The 20,211-nt window shown below is 68.4% G+C and carries 18 protein-coding genes, 1 tRNA gene and 1 riboswitch; of the genes, 10 read left to right on the forward strand and 9 right to left on the reverse strand.

Translation table 11 applies throughout. From position 1 onward, the window contains the following. Positions 1-34: 34 nt before the first annotated feature. Positions 35-144: riboswitch (TPP riboswitch) on the reverse strand. A 102-nt stretch (positions 145-246) separates the two neighbouring features. Then, positions 247-633 carry a DUF6152 family protein gene (locus tag AEB_RS17525; RefSeq protein ID WP_231958813.1) on the forward strand — a complete coding sequence of 129 codons (387 nt, stop codon included), beginning with the start codon at positions 247-249 and terminating at the stop codon, positions 631-633. Here AEB_RS17525 and AEB_RS17530 read toward each other — a convergent pair. Next, the gene (locus AEB_RS17530) at positions 630-2,321 is read right to left on the reverse strand and encodes an alkaline phosphatase D family protein (RefSeq protein WP_119084748.1); all 1,692 of its coding nucleotides are present in this window, start codon (positions 2,319-2,321) and stop codon (positions 630-632) included. The two genes, AEB_RS17525 and AEB_RS17530, sit on opposite strands and share 4 nt — an antisense overlap. 82 nt (positions 2,322-2,403) lie before the next feature. Next, positions 2,404-4,821 (reverse strand): TonB-dependent receptor, encoded by a 2,418-nt coding sequence (locus tag AEB_RS17535; RefSeq protein WP_231958814.1) that lies wholly within the window; start codon positions 4,819-4,821, stop codon positions 2,404-2,406. A gap of 152 nt (positions 4,822-4,973) precedes the next feature. On the opposite strand from AEB_RS17535, the gene AEB_RS17540 reads away from it, so the two are divergent. Then, positions 4,974-5,624 (forward strand): SOS response-associated peptidase family protein, encoded by a 651-nt coding sequence (locus AEB_RS17540; protein WP_231958815.1) that lies wholly within the window; start codon positions 4,974-4,976, stop codon positions 5,622-5,624. A gap of 9 nt (positions 5,625-5,633) precedes the next feature. On the opposite strand, the gene AEB_RS17545 is transcribed toward AEB_RS17540, so the two are convergent. Then, a complete protein-coding gene (locus AEB_RS17545; RefSeq protein ID WP_119084278.1) occupies positions 5,634-6,479 on the reverse strand; it encodes a MipA/OmpV family protein in 846 nt (281 codons plus the stop codon). A gap of 111 nt (positions 6,480-6,590) precedes the next feature. Here AEB_RS17545 and crtY point away from each other — a divergent pair, with 111 nt between their 5' ends. From crtY to AEB_RS17570, 5 genes are read left to right on the forward strand one after another with little or no spacing between them, the layout of a single operon-like run. Then, a complete protein-coding gene (gene crtY, locus AEB_RS17550) occupies positions 6,591-7,772 on the forward strand; it encodes a lycopene beta-cyclase CrtY (protein ID WP_119084279.1) in 1,182 nt (393 codons plus the stop codon). Next, complete coding sequence (locus tag AEB_RS17555) at positions 7,769-9,271, forward strand: phytoene desaturase (protein WP_119084280.1); 1,503 nt, start codon at positions 7,769-7,771, stop codon at positions 9,269-9,271. Before crtY ends, AEB_RS17555 begins: the two co-directional genes overlap by 4 nt. A 37-nt stretch (positions 9,272-9,308) precedes the next feature. Further along, on the forward strand, positions 9,309-9,890 hold the full coding sequence (locus tag AEB_RS17560) for a TIGR00730 family Rossman fold protein (protein ID WP_119084281.1): 582 nt from the start codon (positions 9,309-9,311) through the stop codon (positions 9,888-9,890). 6 nt (positions 9,891-9,896) lie between these two features. Beyond that, complete coding sequence (locus tag AEB_RS17565; protein ID WP_119084282.1) at positions 9,897-10,958, forward strand: phytoene/squalene synthase family protein; 1,062 nt, start codon at positions 9,897-9,899, stop codon at positions 10,956-10,958. A gap of 26 nt (positions 10,959-10,984) precedes the next feature. Beyond that, on the forward strand, positions 10,985-12,886 hold the full coding sequence (locus AEB_RS17570) for an acetyl/propionyl/methylcrotonyl-CoA carboxylase subunit alpha (protein ID WP_119084283.1): 1,902 nt from the start codon (positions 10,985-10,987) through the stop codon (positions 12,884-12,886). 9 nt (positions 12,887-12,895) lie between these two features. Here AEB_RS17570 and AEB_RS17575 read toward each other — a convergent pair whose 3' ends face one another. Then, complete coding sequence (locus AEB_RS17575) at positions 12,896-14,146, reverse strand: multidrug effflux MFS transporter (protein ID WP_119084284.1); 1,251 nt, start codon at positions 14,144-14,146, stop codon at positions 12,896-12,898. Between the two features lie 112 nt (positions 14,147-14,258). On the opposite strand from AEB_RS17575, the gene dinB reads away from it, so the two are divergent. Then, entirely contained in the window at positions 14,259-15,377 is a 1,119-nt protein-coding gene (gene dinB / locus AEB_RS17580) for a DNA polymerase IV (protein ID WP_119084285.1), read from the forward strand. Here the strand turns inward: dinB and AEB_RS17585 are convergent. The 5 genes from AEB_RS17585 to AEB_RS17605 form a co-directional block, all read right to left on the reverse strand. Next, on the reverse strand, positions 15,374-15,844 hold the full coding sequence (locus tag AEB_RS17585) for an NUDIX domain-containing protein (RefSeq protein ID WP_119084286.1): 471 nt from the start codon (positions 15,842-15,844) through the stop codon (positions 15,374-15,376). The two genes, dinB and AEB_RS17585, sit on opposite strands and share 4 nt — an antisense overlap. Next, a complete protein-coding gene (locus AEB_RS17590) occupies positions 15,832-16,452 on the reverse strand; it encodes a 6-phosphogluconolactonase (RefSeq protein WP_119084287.1) in 621 nt (206 codons plus the stop codon). Before AEB_RS17590 ends, AEB_RS17585 begins: the two co-directional genes overlap by 13 nt. A gap of 75 nt (positions 16,453-16,527) precedes the next feature. Continuing rightward, positions 16,528-16,989: a Dps family protein gene (locus AEB_RS17595; RefSeq protein WP_119084288.1), complete on the reverse strand. Its 462-nt coding sequence runs from the start codon at positions 16,987-16,989 to the stop codon at positions 16,528-16,530. A 97-nt stretch (positions 16,990-17,086) separates the two neighbouring features. Next, positions 17,087-17,650 carry a hypothetical protein gene (locus AEB_RS17600; protein ID WP_119084289.1) on the reverse strand — a complete coding sequence of 188 codons (564 nt, stop codon included), beginning with the start codon at positions 17,648-17,650 and terminating at the stop codon, positions 17,087-17,089. A 33-nt stretch (positions 17,651-17,683) separates the two neighbouring features. Further along, a tRNA-Gly gene (locus tag AEB_RS17605) sits at positions 17,684-17,757 on the reverse strand. 203 nt (positions 17,758-17,960) lie between these two features. Between AEB_RS17605 and AEB_RS17610 the strand changes: the two genes are divergently transcribed. Together AEB_RS17610 and AEB_RS17615 are read left to right on the forward strand one after the other, a co-directional pair. Continuing rightward, entirely contained in the window at positions 17,961-19,067 is a 1,107-nt protein-coding gene (locus AEB_RS17610; protein WP_231958816.1) for a DUF2279 domain-containing protein, read from the forward strand. Between the two features lie 76 nt (positions 19,068-19,143). After that, complete coding sequence (locus AEB_RS17615) at positions 19,144-20,211, forward strand: L,D-transpeptidase family protein (RefSeq protein ID WP_172593155.1); 1,068 nt, start codon at positions 19,144-19,146, stop codon at positions 20,209-20,211.

A 20,211-nucleotide genomic window follows, 5' to 3' on the forward strand; every position in this document is an offset into this window, starting at 1 on the left:
TCTCCATTGATCGGAGCGAGAGCCACGGATTTCCGGATGAAAACCGCTCCCTCCCTCCGCCGGTCTTAACCGGATCAGGTTCAGCGGGTCGGCGGCTCGTGCCACCATCTCAAGCGCCGTCGCAGCGCTCCCCCGGGGATGAGTCGCAGACTAGGCGTTCGCCGCCGGCCCTGCAAGCGTGGCGGCGGACAGGGCGTGCGCCCTGTGCTATGAAGGCGGCGCGGGAGGGCGAAAGGGAGATTCGCCATGATCACGCATGCCCGCCTGCTCGCCGCCACGCTGGCGCTCGCCGCGCCGGTGGCCGCCGCCGCCCACCACGGCTGGGCCTGGACCGAGGATGAGGAAAGCCGCCTTGCCGGCACCATCCAGTCCATCAGCTTCGGCAATCCGCATATGCACCTGCAGCTGCTGAGCGAAGGGAAGACCTGGGAGGTCGATCTCTCGCCGCCCATCGTCGCCCAGCGGTCGGGCTTCGGGCCGGATGCGGCGAAGGCCGGGGATGCGGCGGTGCTGACCGGCCACCGCGCGCGCGACCGCGATGTGCGCGGCTTCAAGGCCGAGACCATCACCGTGAACGGCAAGACCTATGACGTCTATCCCCAGCGGGACAAGACGCTGAAAAGCGCCGGCTAGGCCCCCGCCCCGCCACGCAGTTCCACGCTGCCGCCCGCGCGGGCGATGGCGTAGCTGCGCAGCATCAGCGGCCGGTAATCCGGGCTTTCGATGGTGGACATGCCGATGAAGCTGGTCTGCGCCGCGTCGGGCCGCAGGTCCAGCCGCACATAGCCCTGGTGGAAATTGTCGGTCCACAGCACCTCCTCCACCATTTCGGCAAAGGCGGTGTCGAGCCGGGCGGAGAGATCGCGGTCGAACCCGCTTTCGAGGAAATCGCCGGGCGAGGTGACGCCCGCCGTGCCCAGTTCGATGCCCATCGGCCGCCCGGCGCCATCCGCCAGACGGTTGGCCCAGAAGCTGTGGCTATCCCCCGTCAGCACGATCAGGTCGCGCGCGCCGGCCTTGCTGCACAGATCGTAGAACCGCTCCCGCGCCCAGGGGTAGCCGTCCCATGTGTCGGTGTAGAAGGGCAGGTTCCACTGCGCCTTCCACGCCAGCGCCTGCGCCGCGGGGGCGAGGCCCGGGGTGTCCGCCGCGGGCAGCAGGCCGGCGCCCACCAGATCGGGTACCTCCATCCGCGCCATGGGCACGGCATTGCCGATCACCCGCCAGGGCTGCCCCTCCGCCACGGAGCGGGACAGCGCATCGGCCAGGAACAGTTCCATGTCATGGCTCAGCATCGGCCGGTCGGGCGCGCCCAGCACGTCGCGGCGGAACTTCTCGACATCGGCCTTGCTGGTGAAGGCGCCGGCATAATCGGCATAGTCGATCTGCCGCGCGCGTGCCGTGTGGCGCGTTTCCAGCGTCACCAGCGTGGCCAGATCGCCGAAGCGATAGCTGCGCCAGAATTCCGCCCGGCTGCGCCCCACCCCCGGCTCGCGGATCGGCAGCCATTCGTAATAGGCCTGGATGGAGGCCGCGCGGCGGGATAGCCAGTCCCCCTCCTGCGCGGGCTGGTGGTTCTCCGCCCCGCCGATCCACGGATTGTTGGCGCTTTCGTGATCGTCCCAGCAGGCAATGAAGGGATGCGCCGCGGTCATCGCCTGCAGCCCCGCGTCGCGGCGATATTGCGCATGGCGCGTGCGATAATCGGAGAGGCTGACGATCTCGTTCGCCGGTTCGTGCAGGCGGCCCAGCTTGCGCCCGGCCTCCGCGCCCCAGCCATCGGCGCCATATTCGTAGATATAGTCGCCCGTGTGCAGCACGATATCCACCAGCGGATCGCGCGCGATGGCATCATAGGCGTTGAAATAGCCGAAGGGATAGTTGGAGCAGCTGACCAGCGCCACGCCCAGCCGGTCCAGCGCGCCGGTGGGCAGGGTGCGCGTGCGCCCGGCGGGCGACACCTCCCCATCCATCACGAAGCGATAGTGATAGCGGCGGCCGGGCTCGAGCCCCTCCACCAGCACCTTCACCGTATAGTCGTGATCGGCCGAAGTGGTGACACGGCCGGAGCGGGCCACGGCGGTGAAGGCGGCGTCGGTGGCCAGCTGCCATTCCACCGCCTGCTGCGGGGCATCGCTTTCTACCCGGGTCCAGATCACCAGGCTGGAGCTGTCCGGATCGCCGCTGGCCACGCCATGGCGGAAGCGGGCCGAGGCAGGCTCTGCCGCTTGCAAGCGCAGCGGCAGGCCCGCGGCGATGCCGCCCGCGCCCAGCGCGGCCACCGCCTGCCGCCGATTCCATCCCCTGCCCTGCTGGCTCATCGCGCAATCCTTCGCTTCGACAAAAGAGGCGCCCCGCCCGCCCATGCCGCAGCACGGGCAGGCGGGGCTGCCGGTCATCCGATCAGAAATCCGCGGTTACGGTGAAGCTCACCGTGCGCGGGGCGCCGATCCAGGCCGCATCGCTGGAGATGCCGCCCAGATAGCTTTCATCGGTCACATTGTTGGCGACCAGCCGGAACGACATGGATTTCAGCACATCGCTGATCCCTTCGCCGTTCACGCCGATATAGACGTCGGTCAGGAAGTAGCTGTCCGCTTCCCAGCTGTTGGCGCGGTTGACGAAGCGCTTGCCGGTGTATTTGCCCGAAACGCCGGCCACGAAGGGCCCGCTGTTCCAGTCCGCCGAAAGGACGAACATGTCCTTGGGAATGCCGGTGACCTGGTTGCCGTCCACAATGCCGTTTTCCGCATCCAGATCGGCATCGCCCGTGCCGCGATAGGTGGCATCGGTGTGGGTGTAGCTGGCATAGACGCCCAGCGAGGGCAGCAGGCGATAGCTGGCCACCAGCTCCACGCCTTCCGCGTCGATGCCGCCGGCGTTGAGCCAGGTGCCGCTGCCTTCGCCCAGATAGTCGATGCCGGAGCCGCTGTTGGCCGAAAGGAAGATCAGCCGGTTCTTGAACACGCTGTTGAAATAGGTGGCCGAAGCCTGCAGCCGCCCGGTGGTGTAGCGCACGCCCGCTTCGATATTGCGCGATGTTTCGGGCTTCAGCCTGTCCAGATCGGCCGCGGCCACTTCCAGGATCGAGTCCGTCAGCGCCTTGTAGTTTTCGGCATAGCCGCCGAACAGGGTGACATCGGGCACCACGCGATATTGCAAGCCGCCGGAGAACAGCACCTTGGAGGTGGAGGTCAGATCCACATCGGCGCTCTGGCCGAACTGGTCGCGCCGGTCCACCGTGGCGCGGAACTGCTTGATCCCGGCCGTGGCGGTAACGGGGCCATATTCGAACTGTTCTTCCGCATACCACTTGAAGGTCGTCTGCGGATATTCGCGGCTATACTGCGTCCAGTAAGGCTCGCTGTAGAATTCCGGCCCCACGCGCGCATCCACCAGCAGGTGCCAGTCGCGATGTTCCTTGCGGGGCGAATCTTCGTACCAGATGCCGCCGCGCAGCTGGTTCTCGCCGCCCGCCAGCTGGGCATGCCAGATCGCCTCACCCGTGCCGCCGATGCGGTGCTTGCGATAATGGGTGTGGCGATAGGACTGCACGGGGATCGCATCCGCCTGGTAGCAGGCCGGGTCCACCGCCGGATCGGTGGTGCCGCCATAGGGGAACTTCAGCGTGCCCACGCAGCCCGCGATCGGACTCAGCGCCACGCCATTGGCATCCACGAAATAGAACCGGCCGAGCTGCTGCCCGCCGTTCACCGTGTTGCCGGGCACCAGCTCGCTTTGCGGGCCGGTGCCGTCCGGCAGCACGTCCACCACGTAATAGGGCGCCCAGTCGCCGCGGCCGACCATGTTGTGGAAGTAGACCGCGCCCTTGAGATCGAGCGAGTCCCCGATGCTGCCTTCGGCCTTCAGATAGGTGAAGAAGTTTTCGCGCAGCGTGCCCCACACCTGGCGATAGGATTGATCGACATAGGGGACGCCGGTCCAGTTGCCGATCAGCTGGTCCGTATCGGGCGCCAGCGCGAATTGCTGCGCCGAATAGACCTGATCGTAATTGTTCTCCAGCGTATCGTCATAGGCGGCATAGCCGGTGATGCGGATCGGCCCGGTGGTGACGAACTTGCCGGCAAAATGGGTGCGGTGGTTGTCGGCGGATTCGCTCGCCCAGTCGGTCGCCTCCTGATAGCTGCCCGAAATCCACGCCTTCACCTGATCGCCCAGGATCAGGCCGGTGTCATAGCGGCCATAGAAGCGCTGCGCATCGAACTGGCCCAGCGTGGCGGATACGCGCATGCGCCGTTCGTCCACCGGATCATCGGTGCGGAAGTCGATCGTGCCGCCCAGCGCCTCGTTCGACAGCGCGCCGATGTCGGCCGTGCCCTGCGAAACGGCCACGCCGCCGATGTTCATCGTGTCGATGAAGCGGTTGGCCTTGGACCCGCCGCCATAGGCGCTGCCGCCATTGGGCAGGCCGTCGATTGTGATGCCGATCTGCTGCGTATCCAGCGTGGTCTGGAAGCCGCGGATGCTGACGCTGGTGGACCAGTCGTCGAAGCCGAAGGTGTCACCTTCCTGCACGGAAACGCCGGGCAAATTGTCGATCAACGCCAGCGGGCTGGTGATCGGCGATTGCTGGGCCACCATGGGTTCGGTGGTTTCGCTGTTGTTATAGACGGTGGCGGTGCCGATCACGATGATCGGATCGCCTTCCGCCAGCGAGGTGTCGGCGGCGGCATCGGCGGCTTCTTCCGCCAGCGCGGGCTGTGCGGCGGCGAGGAGCAGCCCGCCGAGCGGCGCGGCCATGATCTGGCGCATGGTGAGCCGGCACGGCTGCGGGCCGCGCGCAAAAACTGTCTGGTGCATGGTTGTTTCCCTGAACGCTCGATTGCGCCGGGACCGATGGCCTGCGATTTGGACGGCGTGTTGACGATTTCGCGATCATTGCGCGACAGTTTCGTGGCGGATTTCTTACGCGCTGCGCGGCTGCGGCGGGCGGCGTGCAGGGGCCGGCGGGCATGACCATGCTCTATCGCCTTGATGCGGATGCCCATTCCGTCGCCCGCACCTTCGGCGCACGGGCCGGGGCCGATCCCTGGGCAGGAGGGCATGTGGCGCCCGGCGGCTTTGCGCCGGTGATCACCGCGGGGCGCGAATTTATTGCCGGGCCGCGTCCTGCGCCAGGGCCGGGGGTCGGGGAACGGCGGATGATCCCGCGCCTGTGGGGCGTGCCGCCGCCGCCCTCCGCCCGCGATGGCGCGGGGCGCGGCGTCACCAGCGTGCGCAATGCGGACAGCCCGTTCTGGATCGGCAATCTGCGCAACAGCGAATTCCGCTGTCTCGTCCCCGCCACCGCCTTCATGGAGTGGGGTGCGGGGACGGACCGCGACGGACGCCGCATCCGCCACTGGTTCGCACCCACGGACCAGAGGCTGTTCGCCTTCGCCGGGGTGTGGAAGGACAGCGAAGTGCCGGCCTTCGCCCTGCTCAGCTGCGCAGCCAACGCGGTGCTGCGCGCCGCCGGGCGCGATGCAATGCCGGTGATCCTGCCGCCCGATCCGCGCGCGCAGCACCTGTGGCTGCACGGCGACTGGGGGCGGGCAAAGGCGCTGATCGCGCCCTATTCCTCCGCCCTCCTGCGCGAACGGCAGGAGGGCGAGAGGGACTGAGAGGGCGCCTTAGAAAGTGTAGCCGATGCCGATGGCCCCGGCCCACTGGTTGGCGCTGCCGCGGATGCTGACGATCGGCGAATCCTTCGCATCCCCGAGCATTCGGGAATAGCTGCCGACGGCGAACAGGGCGAGGCCGCCATTGGCCAGCTCGCCATCGAGATCATAGGCCATCAGCAGCGAGGCGCCGGCCTTGGTGAAGCCGCCATCCGCCTGATAGGCCGGCAGCCCGCTGGCGAGCGACTGCCCCGGAGTGATCGAATAATAGTAATCGGCGAAGGAATCGTCGCCATATTCCGCATTCAGGCTGAGCGTGGCAGCCATGCCGCGGCTGAGCGGGGTGAAATAGGCGATGGAGGGATTGACCACCATGCCATCATGCGCGCCGGCGACATCCCACAGCACGTCGGTGGTGACCGTCAGGCTGTCATAGGGGTTGAGCACGCCGGGGAAGCGGACGCCGGCCGTCGGCCCGACTTCCACCGCCGTATCGAGCTCGCCCAGGCTCTTCACCACGGGATCCTTGATCTGCCGCGTCCGGTTCAGCCGCAGGCGGCCCGCTACGCCCAGGTTGAAGCCCGGCCCTTCGGCGGCATCGGGCACGAAATCCAGCGCGAGGCCCGCCGCGCGCGGGTTGATGCCCACGCCCTTGATGGAGCCCTGCACCAGCGGCACGGGGGAGACGACGTAATCGTCCGACCCGTCATAGCTGGGCACCACCGCCGCGCCGACGCCGACGCTGAGGTAATCGCCATCGAACACGGTGTCTTCCCGCGCGGCGGAATCCTGCGCGCAGGCCGGGCTGGCGATCGCCAGCGCAAGGGCGCTGCCGAGCAGCGGAACGAACGATTTCATGCATGAACCCCACATAATTGTGCCGCTTAAACCCACGGCCGCGCACGCGGTTCCACCGGGCCCGCACAGCACAGGCGTTGCGCCCCCGCCGCCATCCGCTAGAGCAGGCGCATGAGCGAGCGGGATTGCGATTTGGCCCTTGTCGGCGGCGGCCTGTCCGGCGGGCTCATCGCGCTGGCAGTGGCGCGGAGCCGGCCCGATCTGCGCCTGCGCCTGATCGAGGCGGGCGAGCGGCCCGGCGGCAATCACCGGTGGAGCTGGTTTGCCAGCGACCTTTCCCCCGCAGGCGCGGCGCTGATGGACCGCTTTCCCGCGGCGCAGTGGCAAGGCGGCTATCGCGTGGCCTTCCCGGCCCGCACGCGCGATCTCGCCACCCCCTATCGCTCGCTCGCCTCGGCCGACTTCGCCGCGGTGCTGGAGCAGGCCCTGCCCGCCGGCACGATCCGCACGGGCACGCTGGTGGCCGCGCTGGATGCGGAAGGCGTGACGCTGGAAGGCGGGGAGCGGATCGGCGCGCGCGCCGTGATCGATTGCCGCGGCTTTGCCCCCACGCCGCATCTGACCGGCGGCTGGCAAGTGTTCATGGGCCGACACCTGCGCACCACTGCCCCGCATGGCGTGCAGGCGCCCACGATCATGGACGCGCGGGTGGAGCAGGCGGGCGGCTATCGCTTCGTCTATACCCTCCCCCTCACCCCGCATGAGATCTTCGTGGAGGACACCTATTACCAGGACAGCCCGCTGCTGGACCGGCAGGCGCTGTCGCAACGGATCGACGAATATTGCGCGGCGCAGGGCTGGCACGGCACCACGCTGGCGAGCGAGACGGGCGTGCTGCCGGTAGTGACCGGGGGCGATTTCGCCGCCTGGCAGGCCAGCCTGCGCGTGACCGGCGTGGCCCGTGCGGGCGCGCGCGGCGGCTTCCTCCATCCGCTCACCAGCTATACTCTCCCCTTCGCGGTGGACACCGCGCTCGCCATCGCCGGGGCGGCCGACCTGCCGGGGCCGCAGCTCGCCGCCATGCTGGAGGCGCGCGCCGCGCGCCACTGGCGCGCCACCCGTTTCTATCGCCGCCTCGGCGCCATGCTGTTCGGCGCCGCCCGCCCAGAGGAAAGATATCGCGTGTTCGAACGCTTCTATGGCCTGCCGGAGCCGCTGATCGAGCGCTTCTATGCCGCCCGCTCCACCCCGGGTGACCGGCTGCGCCTGCTCTGCGGGCGGCCGCCCGTGCCGGTGATGGGCGCGCTCCACGCCCTCGCCACCACGCGCCCGGCGCTGCAGGTGGCGGCATGAACGCCCCCGCCCCCGCCACTCGCCGCGCCTGCGTGATCGGATCGGGCTTCGGCGGGCTTGCGCTTGCCATCCGCCTGCAATCCGCGGGCATCGCCACCACGGTGGTGGAAGCGCGCGACAAGCCCGGCGGCCGCGCCTATCACTGGCAGCGCGAAGGCTTCACCTTCGATGCCGGCCCCACGGTCATCACCGATCCCGATTGCCTGAAGGAATTGTGGGCGCTGAGCGGCCACGACATCGCCGAGGACGTGGAGCTGATGCCGGTGATGCCGTTCTACCGGCTCAACTGGCCCGACGGCACGAATTTCGATTATTCGAACGACGACGCCGAGCTGCGCCGCCAGATCGCGCGGCTCGATCCCGCCGATATCGCCGGCTACGAAGCCTTCCTGGATTATTCCGCCGCGGTCTATCGCGAGGGCTATCTGCGGCTGGGCACGGTGCCCTTCCTCGATTTCCGGAGCATGCTGAAGGCCGCCCCCGCGCTGGCAAAGCACCAGGCATGGCGATCGGTCTATTCCATCGTCAGCAAATATGTCCGCAACGAGAAGCTGCGCGAGGCGCTGAGCTTCCACACGCTGCTGGTGGGCGGCAATCCGATGACCACCAGTTCCATCTATGCCCTGATCCACAAGCTGGAGAAGGACGGCGGCGTATGGTGGGCGCGCGGCGGCACCAACCGCCTGATCGCCGGCATGGTGCGCCATTTCGAGCGGCTGGGCGGCACCATGCGGCTGGGCGATCCCGCCGTTCAGGTCCACACCATCGGCAACCGCGCGAGCGAGGTGGAAACCGCCAGCGGCTGGCGCGAAGGCTTCGATGCCGTGGCCAGCAATGCCGATATCGTGCACAGCTATCGCGAGCTGCTGGGCAGCAATCCGCGCGGCAAGGCGGAAGGGCGCCGGCTCGCCCGCAAGCGCTTCAGCCCCTCGCTCTTCGTCGTCCACTTCGGGATCGAAGGCAGCTGGCCGGGCATTCCGCATCACATGATCCTGTTCGGCCCCCGCTACAAAGGCCTGCTCGACGATATCTATTCCAACGGCGTGCTGCCGCGCGATTTCTCCATCTATCTGCACCACCCCACGGTGACGGACCCGAGCATGGCACCGCCGGGCAAGAGCACCTTCTACGCATTGGTGCCGGTGGCCCACATGGGCAAGCTGACGGTGGACTGGCAGAAGATCGGCCCGGTGCTGGAAAAGCGCGTGCTGGACGAGGTCGGGCGGCGGCTGATCCCCGATATCCATGACCGGATCGTGACCAGCTTCCACTACACGCCCCGCGATTTCGCCGGCGACCTCCACGCCCATATGGGCAGCGCCTTCAGCCTGGAGCCGGTGCTGACGCAGAGCGCCTGGTTCCGCGGCCACAATCGCGACGATGTGATCGGCAATTTCTATCTCGTGGGTGCGGGCACGCATCCCGGCGCCGGCATTCCCGGCGTGGTCGGCAGCGCCAAGGCCACCGCCGGCCTGATGCTGGAGGATCTCGCGCGATGATCGAACCCGTTAATCCTCCCCGGGCCGGAGAGGTATTATGAAGCGGATTGCGGTGTATTGCGGGTCGGCCACGCCGGCGGATCCGCGCTATGTCATTCTGGCCCGCGAGATCGGGGAGGAGCTGGCGCGGCGCGGGATCGGGCTGGTCTATGGCGGCGGCAAGCTGGGGCTGATGGGCTCCGTGGCCTATGGCGCGCTGGATGCCGGCGGCGAGGTGATCGGCGTGATCCCCGAGGCGCTGGTGGGCGGCGAAGTGGCCAATGAGGATTGCACCGAACTGCATGTCGTTGCCAACATGCACCAGCGCAAGCAGGCCTTCACCGATCTGTCCGATGGTTTCCTGACCATCCCCGGCGGGGTGGGCACGATGGACGAATTGTGGGAAGCGGTCAGCTGGGCGCAGCTGGGCTATCATGCCAAGCCCGTGGGGCTGCTCAACGCCTTCGGCTTCTATGACGGGCTGATCGAATTCTACCGCCACATGGCCGATACCGGCTTCATTCGCGAGGCCCATCGCGGCATCCTCATTCAGGACGAAGCGCTGGACCCGCTGCTGGCCAAGATGGCCGCCTATGTCCCGCATCGCACGATCTTCCAGATGAAGGCAGAGGATCTCTAGCCGCCGATGCCCCGCCCACGCCTGCTTGCCCCTTCCCGCATCCTTCGCACCACGCCCCGCCAGGTGGGCGGCGGCCGCCCGCGCGCGGCGCTGGTGGAACGGGCGCGGCAGAGCATTGCGCGCGGCAGCCGCAGCTTCGCCCTCGCCAGCCAGCTGTTCGACCGGCAGACGCGCGAGCGGGCGTGGCTGCTCTATGCCTGGTGCCGCCGCTGCGACGACATTGCCGATGGGCAGGACCATGGCGGCGCGCTGAGGCCGGACGAAGAGGGCGCGCGTGACCGGATCGAGGCGATCCGCGTGCTCACCGCGCGGGCGCTGGACGGGCAGCCCACCGCCGATATCGCCTTCGATGCGCTGGGGCAGGTGGCGGCGGAGGCGCATCTGACGGCCGAGATGGCGGATGACGTGATCGAAGGCTTCGCGCTGGATGCGGCCGGCTGGCGCCCGCGCAGCGAGGCGGACATGATGCGCTATTGCTATCACGTCGCGGGCGCGGTGGGCGTGATGATGGCGCGGGTGATGGGCGTGGCGGCGGACGATCACGACACGCTGGACCGGGCCTGCGATCTGGGCCTGGCCTTCCAGCTCAACAATATCGCGCGCGACCTGCTGGAAGACGATGCCGCCGGGCGCTGCTATCTGCCCGTGGAATGGCTGGTGGAGGCGGACATTCCGCCGGGCCAGCACATGAAGCCGGCCTATCGCGCGGAACTGGTGGAAATGGCCGCGCGGCTGGTGGACATTGCCGACGAGCATGAGGCGGCGGCGCGGGTGGGCGCGGCCCGGCTGCGCTTCCGCCAGCGGTGGGCGGTGCTGGCCGCCGCCAATATCTATGGCGCGATTGGCCGCGAAGTTCGTACACGCGGCGCGGCGGCCTGGGACCACCGCGTCCACACCTCCGCCCTCGCCAAGCTGGGCCATGTGGCAGCGGCCTTCCTGCAGGCGCTGCGCCGGCCGCCCCAGCCGGCGGAATGGCCCCGCTGGACGCGCGGCGAAATCCTGGTGGCGGTGCGCATGGCCGGCCCGGTGGCGCCGATCCCGATGACGCCGCTGCCCGATGATGTATAGATCTCTCTGAAAAACGGAGAGGAAGCATGATCCAGTCGCTGCTCATCGCCAATCGCGGCGAAATCGCCTGCCGCATCATCCGCACGGCGCGGGCGATGGGTATCCGCACGGTGGCGGTCTATTCCGATGCCGATGCTCGCGCGCTGCATGTGCGGCAGGCGGATGAGGCGGTGCATATCGGCCCCTCGCCCGCGGCCGACAGCTATCTGGTGGGCGAGCGGATCATCGCCGCGGCCCGGCAGGCCGGGGCGGAGGCGATCCACCCCGGCTATGGCTTCCTGAGCGAGAATGCCGCTTTCGCGCAGGCGGTGATCGAGGCCGGGCTGGTGTGGGTTGGTCCGAAGCCCGACAGCATCCGCGCCATGGGGCTGAAGGATGCGGCCAAGGCGCTGATGCAGGAGGCCGGCGTGCCGGTGACGCCCGGCTATCTGGGCGAGGACCAGAGCCCGGAGCGGCTGCTGGCGGAGGCCGAGGCGATCGGCTGGCCGGTGCTGATCAAGGCCGTGGCCGGCGGCGGCGGCAAGGGCATGCGCAAGGTGGACGAGGCGCGCCACTTCATCGAGATGCTGGAAAGCTGCCGGCGTGAAGCGCAGGCGAGCTTCGGCAACACGCAGGTGCTGCTGGAAAAGTGGATCACCTCCCCCCGCCATATCGAAGTGCAGGTGTTCGGCGACACGCACGGCAATGTGGTGCATCTGTTCGAGCGGGACTGCTCGCTGCAGCGGCGGCACCAGAAGGTGATCGAGGAAGCCCCCGCCCCCGGCATGGACGAAGCGACGCGCGAGCAACTCTGCGCCGCCGCCGTGCGCGCGGCCAAGGCGGTGGATTATGTCGGCGCGGGCACGGTGGAATTCATCGCCGACGCCAGCGAAGGGCTGCGCGCCGATCGCATCTTCTTCATGGAAATGAACACCCGCCTGCAGGTGGAACATCCGGTGACGGAAGCGATCACCGGGGTCGATCTGGTGGAATGGCAGCTGCGCGTGGCAAGCGGGGAGCCGATCCCGCTGCGGCAGGACGATCTGGCGATCACCGGCCATGCGATCGAGGCGCGGCTCTATGCCGAAGACCCGGCCAAAGGCTTCCTGCCGAGCACCGGGCGGCTGGAGCATCTCCACTTCGGCCCGGCGGACCGGGTGGAGACGGGGGTGGAGGAAGGCGGCACCGTCTCCCCGCTCTACGATCCGATGATCGCCAAGCTCGTGTGCCACGGCGCCGACCGGGGCGAAGCGATCGACGCGCTGCTGGCCGCCACCGCCGGCACCGAAGTATGGCCGGTGCGGACCAATGCGGGCTTTCTCGCCCGCGCGCTGGACGCCGCCGCCTTCCGCCATGCGGAGCTGGACACCGGCTTCATCGAGCGCGCGGGCGAAGCGCTGATCCCGCCGGCAGAGCCGCCCGAGCTGCTGTGGCTGGTCGCGGCGCGGATCGCGATGGAGGATGCGGGGGATGGGCCGCTCGCCGGCTTCCGCCTGAATGCGGCGCCAAGGCGTGCCGTGACGCTAGGCCGCGGCGGCGTGTTCCGCTCGATCGACCTCGCGGAGGCAGCGGCCGAGGTGCACGAGGCGGATGCGGAGGAGGATGACGCGGAGGCGGCCATCGTCTCCGGCTATCGCGATGGGGATGCGATCATCCTGTTCGCCGACGGCACCGCCTATCGCTTCGATCTCGCCGCGCGCGGGTCGGGCGCGGCGGCGCTGGGCGATGGCGCGATCCTGGCGCCGATGCCGGGCAAGGTCATCGCCGTGGATGTGGCCGAAGGCGACCAGGTGGAGGCCGGGCAGCGGCTGCTGGTGCTGGAGGCGATGAAGATGGAGCACGCCCTCACCGCGCCCTTTGCCGGCACGGTGGCGGAGCTGACCGCCAGCGCGGGTGCGCAGGTGCAGGTGGAGGCGCTGCTCGCCCGGGTGGAGAAGGCGGAGGGCTGAGCCCCCGGCCTATTCCGCCGCGGCGGGCTTCGGTCCGTTGAGGCGGCGGAACAGCACGCCCTTTTCGCTGAACAGCACCAGCGCCAGCGCCAGCACGCTGCAGATCAGCAGCGCATGGGCGAAGGGCCGCGCCGTGCCGTCATAGGCCTGGCCGATCACCAGCCCCACCACCGCCGCGCCGAACATGCGGAAGAAGCTCTGGATCGAGCTGGCCGCGCCGGCGATGGAGGCGAAGGGTTGCATGGCGATGGAGCCGAAATTGGCGCCGAGGAAGCCAAGCAGGCCGAGGTTGATCGCCATCAGCGGCAGGAACAGCGCGATCTCCCCATCGTGATAATGCGCCGCCCACACCTGCAGGCAGCTGACCACGATGAACACCAGCACGCCGGTGTGCGACACGCGCCGCGCGCCGAACCGCTCCACGATGCGGGCGTTGACGATGTTGGAGACGACCATCATCGCCGCCGTGCCGCCGAACACCACCGGGAACCACTTGCCCGCCCCGAAATGCTCCCCGATCAGCTGCTGCGCGCTGTTCACATAGCCGAACACGGCGCCGATCAGCAGCGAAGTGCCGAGGACATAGCCGATCGCCGCCCGGTTGAAGAGCGCCACGCCCATGTTGCGCAGGATGACCGGCACGTCGATCTTCTGGCGGTATTCGGGATGCAGCGTTTCCGGCAGCCGGGCCCACACCCACAGCGCGCCCAGCGCGGCACAGCCCGCCAGCGAGAAGAAGATCCACCGCCAGCCGGCAATCAGCAGCACGCCCTGCCCCAGGCTGGGCGCCACCACCGGCACGGCGATGAACACCGCGCCCACCAGGCTCATCAGCCGGGCCATGCCGTCGCCTTCATACTGGTCGCGGATGATCGCGTAGGGCACGACCATCAGGCCCGAGGCGGCGAGGCCCTGCAGCCCGCGCACCACCAACAGCGCTTCGAAGGAATGGACCAGCGTCACCACCACGGACAGCAGCGCGAACAGCGCCAGCGTGCCCAGCAGCACGGGCCGGCGGCCCAGCCGGTCCGCCAGCGAGCCGGGCAGCAGCGTGCCCACGCCATTGGCGAGGAGATAGACCGCCACCACCAGCTGGCGCTGGTTGCCTTCCGCCACGCCCATCTCGCGCGCGATTTCGTCAAGCGCGGGCAGCATGCCGTCGATGGCGAGAGCGCTCAGGCTCATCAGCAGCGCGATCAGCAGCACCAGCTCGCGCTGCCCGATCATCGGCATTTCGTGGGGTGCAACTCTGGTGGCCATGGCCGCGGCCCTAGCCGCCTGTTGCGGTGCGGTAAACGCTTTTGCTTCGCCATGTCTGCCACCGGCGAGGTGAGCGGATGACGCAGGCCGCGCGGGCGCTTATTCCCCCCGCATGGCGATTCCCGCCCCAACGGACGACGAGGCCGAGGCGCCCGGCCTGCGCAAGATCATCCATGTGGACATGGATGCGTTCTTCGCCAGCGTCGAGCAGCGCGACAATCCCGAGCTGCGCGGCCGCCCGGTGGCCGTGGGCGGCGCATCGGGGCGCGGCGTGGTGGCCGCCGCCAGCTACGAGGCGCGCCGCTTCGGCGTGCGCTCCGCCATGCCCTCCGTCACCGCCAAGCGGAAATGCCCGGAGCTGATCTTCTGCAAGCCGCGCTTCGACACCTATCGCGAGGTGTCGCAACAGATCCGCGCGATCTTCCGTCACTTCACTCCGCATGTCGAACCGCTGAGCCTGGACGAAGCCTATCTGGACGTGACCGAGGACATTCGCGGCATCGGCAGCGCCACCCGCGTGGCCGAGCTGATCCGCGCCCGCATCCGCGAGGAGACCGGGCTGACCGCCAGCGCGGGGGTTTCCTACAACAAGTTCCTCGCCAAGCTGGCGAGCGACCAGAACAAGCCGGACGGGCTGTGCGTGATCCGCCCCGGACAGGGCGCGGCCTTCGTGCAGAGCCTGCCGGTGCGGCGGTTCCACGGCGTGGGGCCGCGTGGGGCGGAAAAGATGGCGCGGCTGGGCATAGAGACCGGCGCCGATCTGGCGGCGAAGGATGCGGACTGGCTGCGGGCCCATTTCGGCAGCTTCGGCGAATATCTCTATCGCGCGGCGCGGGGGATCGACCTGCGGCCGGTGCGCGCCGATCGCATCCGCAAGTCCATCGGCGGCGAACGTACCTTCTTCGAGGATATTTCCGCCGCGCCAGCGCTGCGCGACGCGCTGGCGGATATCGTGGAGATCGTGTGGAGCCGCATTGCCGAACATCAGGCGCGCGGCCGCACGGTCACGCTGAAGCTGCGCTATGCCGATTTCCAGATTGCCACCCGCGCCCGATCCCTGCCGCATTTCGTCTCCGGCCGGGCGGAGTTCGAAGCGCTCGCGGCGGAGCTGCTGGACGCGCAATTGCCGCTGCCGATGCCGATCCGGCTGATGGGGCTGACGCTGAGTTCGCTGGAAGGGGCCGAAGGGGAGGAACGGCAGCCCGACACCGCCCAGCTCTCGCTGCTCTAGCTTTGCCGTTCTCGCCACAGCTCCAGCTGGCGCAGGGTGATCGGGGCCAGCCCCTGCGGCAGTTCGTGGTCCGCGAAGAAGCGCGCCTCCAACAATTCGCGCCGGTCCGCGCGGGGTGGGCGATCCGCCGTGATGCCGAAGATATGCGCCGTATGCGGGGAGTTCCCCAGCTGCTCCCGCCACACCCCCAGCGCGACGACCGCCAGGGCCTCGCACCCCAGCTCCTCGCGCAGTTCACGCCTCGCGGCGCGTTCGGGATCTTCCCCGCGTGACACACCGCCACCGGGCAAGGACCACTGGCCCGAGCCATAGGAATGGCGCACCAGCAACACCCGGCCCGCCCCGTCGGACACGATCAGCGACACGCCCGCCAGCGGCAGGCGCGTGACGCGGCGAAAGATGCGCCGCACGCGATAGGCCCAGCGCAGCACCGCCCGGTGCAGCGCCGGCGGGATCAGGTGAAGCATGTCACCTTCTGGCTCGCCGCCCCCAGCAGCCGGGCAACCGGCCAGTCGCCCTCGCCCGCCGCCGCGCGTTCGAACAGCGCGCGCTTGTCCTCCCCCCGCATCACGAACAGCAACTCTTCGCTGTCGAGGAGCGATGGAATGGTGAGGGTGATGCGATCGAAGGGCGCCTCCGGCGGCAGCGGATCGGGCGTCAGCCGGCGCACCGGCCGGGGATCGTCGATCTGCGGATCGGTGTTGGGGAAGAGCGAGGCGATATGCCCGTCGCCCCCCATGCCCAGCCAGGCGAGCGCGAAGCGCGGCACATCCGCATCCAGTTCCAGGGGCACGATGCGGGCGCCGGCAGGCTCCAGCAGGCGGCGGATGCGGCCGATGTTGCTGGCGGGGTGATCCTCCGGCACCAGCCGGTCATCGCCCGGCCATACGGCGACCCGCCCCCAGTCGATCGCCGAATCCGTCAGCGCCTCCAGAATGGGAAAAGGCGTCGATCCGCCGGGCACGGTGATGGCAATTCCCGCCGGCTCGCGCTCCAGTGCGGCCGTCAGATGCTGCTCCAGCCAGCGGGCGACGCCGGCATCGCCGGCACCCGCAATCATCTCGATGTCGGCCATGATCTCGCTTTCACACGCAGAAGCCGCCGCTGCACGGGGCAGCGGCGGTTCCGCGATCCTGGAAGGGGGACAGGATCAGCTGATCGTTTCGGTAAGGAACCAGGCGCGCTCCTCGGCCTGGTCGATCCAGTCGTCCACCATGCCGTTGGTTGCGTTGTCGCCCGCCTCGTCAGAGGTCTTCTTCACCTGCTTCAGGCGCTCGAGCAGCTTGCGATTGTCGTCGCGCAGCTCTTCCACCATCGCATCGGCGGAGAGTTCGGTATCGTCCTGATCGGCGATATTGGTGGTCTTGCCCACCGTGCCGATGGAGGTCAGCGTCTTGCCGCCGATCTTGCGCACACGCTCCGCGATCACATCCACCAGGCCGAAGATCTGCGCGGCCTGCTCGTCAAACAACAGGTGCCGGCTGCGGAAGTTCGGACCCTTCACATGCCAGTGGAAGTTCTTGGTCTTGAGATAAAGCGCGAGGTGATCGGCCAGGGCGCCGTTCAGCGCCTCGATCAAAGCGGCTTTGGAATTGTCACCAGTGCTAGCCATGTCATTTCCCCTTTCGAATAGCTATGTGGCTGCTCAACGGAGGAACCACAAGATCGGTTTCTCAGACTTTCGTATAGGCTGTGATCGGCATATTCGATCACCCGATCAGGCCAAGCGCGGAAATCAGCACGACCAGCCCCGCCAGCAGCAGCAGCCCGGCAGCCGCCGCGCGCAACGGAGCCAGCGGCAGGCGTGTTTCCCAGTTCCCCGCACTCTCCCTCGCTACTGTGAGGACGATGCCGGTCGCCAGTGCCCCGCCCGCGCCTGCCAGCGCGGGGGAGCCCAGGCCGACCGCCAGCGCCAGCACAAGGAAGCGCGCAGCGTCAGTGACTTGCGAGGCGAAGAGGACGAGGAGAGTCGCCCCGGCCGACAGCGTCGGTTCGCGCGGGGCGGGCCGGGGACGAGCAAGGAACAGCTCGCCGGCGGCCATCACCAGCGCCATGGCGACGAAGACGAATTTTGCATTGCTGGGAAGCACGGGAATCAGCGCCCGCCCCAGCCAGGCCGCCAGCCCCGAGCTGACGATCGAACTGACCCAGATCGCCGCAAGCAGGCCGCCGCCGGGCCCGACGCGGGCGGAAAGCCGCGCGGTGGAAACCGCCTCCCGGCCGCCGAGCGTGGCAAGGGCACATGCCAGGAAGGTGAGGAAGAAGGCCGGCAATGCGCGCTCCCCCTCTGCCGGGTTCTACGGCCGTGGAGCGGGCGAAGGGAATCGAACCCTCGTCGTAAGCTTGGGAAGCTTCTGCTCTACCATTGAGCTACGCCCGCATTGCCGCCGCTCCTGCCTGCCGGCCCGCGCAAGGTGGACCGGCCGCGGGTGCGACCGGCGCGGCAAGTGCCACAATCCCTCGCCCCCGGTCAAACCAAAAGCGCGGGCGCGCGGCGGGATTGTTGAAGAGGCAGAGCCAGGACATGACAGCACGGTTACATTGTGCCAGTGGCGCGCGGCACCACGCCGTACGGAGCCCTGCATGCAATTCCCCTCGCCGAGGCGCGCCGCCCCTCTTCGCCGCGCCCGCACGGCTGCTTTCCTCGCCATCGGGCTGGCGGGCTTCGCCACCGCTCCTGCCCAGGCGCAGGAGCAGGCAGAGGGCATGGGCAGCACCCCGGCGGTGTTCGCGGCGCTGGATGCGGCCTTCCTCCCGGAGCAGACGGCCTTTCCGCACAGCGCCACCCCGGCCTATGCCGCGCCGGTCGAGGCGCAGCCTGACGGGCCGATCGTGGGGCCGGTGGACGATGAGGCGGAGGCGAGCCAGCCCGCACCGCCGCTCGACAGTGCGGATTCGCTGCAAGGGGCACCGCGGCGCGATTACGCATCCTTCGGCAAGGATGTGGCCGCGATCAAATGGGAGCTGGCCGCCATCGCCGGATATTACACGGCGATCAACGGCCACAAATTGTTCGACGACGCGCAGGCGCCGCACTTCCATAGCGAAGGCTGGTTCGGCAAGAACACCAACAATGTCGGCATGGACAAGCTGGCCCATGCCTATTCGGCCTATGTGTTGAGCGAATTGTTCTACGCCCGGCTCAAGCACAAGACGGGGCGGGCTCCCGGTATTCAGTACACCGCCGCCGCGCTCGCTTCGGGCGTGATGCTGTGGTCGGAACTTTCGGACAGTATCGAGCCTTCCGGCGGCTGGTCGTGGGAAGACGTGGTGATGAACAGCGCCGGCGCGGGCTTTTCGATCCTGCGAAATTCGGTGCCGGGGCTGGACGAGAAGCTGGATTACCGGCTGATGATCGAGCCGGGGGACGGCGTCTATGCCGTGGCGGGGAAGCGGCATTTCCAGCAGCAGCGCTATTTCTTCGCGCTCAAGCTCTCGGGCTTCAAGGCCTTCGACCGCAGCCCGTTGCGCTTCCTGGAACTGCATCTGGGCTATCACGGGGACGATTTCCTGCTGTCGGACCGTGCGGCGGGCACCGAGCCCAAGCGCCATGTCTTCGTGGGCATGGGCATCAACCTGCGCGAATTGCTGTTCAAGAATTCGAAGAGCAAGGTCGGTCGCGCGGCGGGCGAAGTGCTCGATTATTTCCAGCCGCCCTATACCGCGGTTCACCAGCACCTGACCGATTAGCCGCGAGGTTTCCCGGCCGGGAGGAACCCCGGCCGCACCCGCCGCGTTTCCTGTGCTTCTGCACGGGAGTTCCTGCTTGAGAATCCGCTACTTGGCGCTTGCCGCCGCCCTCGCCCCGCTGGCCGCCTGCAATTCCTCCGATTCGCCATCGTCCCAGTCCGGGGATCAGGTTGCCGCCTCCCCCTACGCCGATCTGCAGTTCGAGGATGCGCCGGCCGGCGATGCGCAATTCACCGCGCCAGAGTCTCTCGGCACGGAGGTGATGCTCGACCGGCTGGGCTTTTCCAGCGGGGTGATAGACGGCAAGTCCACCCGCTTCGACACGCAGGCGATCCGCGCCTTCCAGCAGGCGCAGGGTCTGAACGAAAGCGGGACGCTGGACGATGCGACGCGCGCGGCGCTGGCGAAGTTCCAGGTGCCGGCCACCCGCATGGTGCGCATCCCGGCCCGTTTCGCGCAGGGTCCCTTCATGCCCGATCTGCCCGAAGACACGGCCGAACAGGCCAAGGTCGACCGGCTAGGCTACCGCAATTTGATGGAAGCGCTGGCGGAGCGGTTCCATACCACGCCCGAAACGCTGGTGGCGCTGAACAGCCCGCAGACCGGCGTCGGCGCCGGGGCGGTGATCCGCGTGCCCAACACCGCCCCGGTCGATCCCGCGGCGTTCGACGTGGATGATGGCGACTGGAACACCACGCTGATGTCGCTGGGCATCGCGCCCGATCAACCGGCCGCGGCGCGGGTGGTAGTCGACAAGTCTGACGGGGTGCTGCGCGCCTTCGACGAGGAGGACCGGCTGATCGCCCAGTTTCCGGCCACCATGGGCAGCGAGCACGATCCGCTGCCGATCGGCAAGTGGACGATAAAGGGCGTGAGCCACAATCCCCCATTCCACTACAACCCGGATCTGTTCTGGGATGTGAGCGATTCCGCCGACAGCCAGGTTCTGCCGCCGGGCCCGAACGGACCGGTGGGCGTGGTATGGATCGACCTGTCCAAGGAGCATTACGGCATCCACGGCACGGGCGAGCCCGCCTCCATCGGCACCGCCCAGAGCCATGGCTGCGTGCGCCTGACCAATTGGGACGCGGCGCGGCTGGCGCAGATGGTGAAGCCCAACACGCCGGCGGTATTCCAGGAATAG

Origin of the sequence: Altererythrobacter sp. B11 (assembly GCF_003569745.1) — a bacterium.
Lineage (GTDB): Bacteria > Pseudomonadota > Alphaproteobacteria > Sphingomonadales > Sphingomonadaceae > Croceibacterium_C.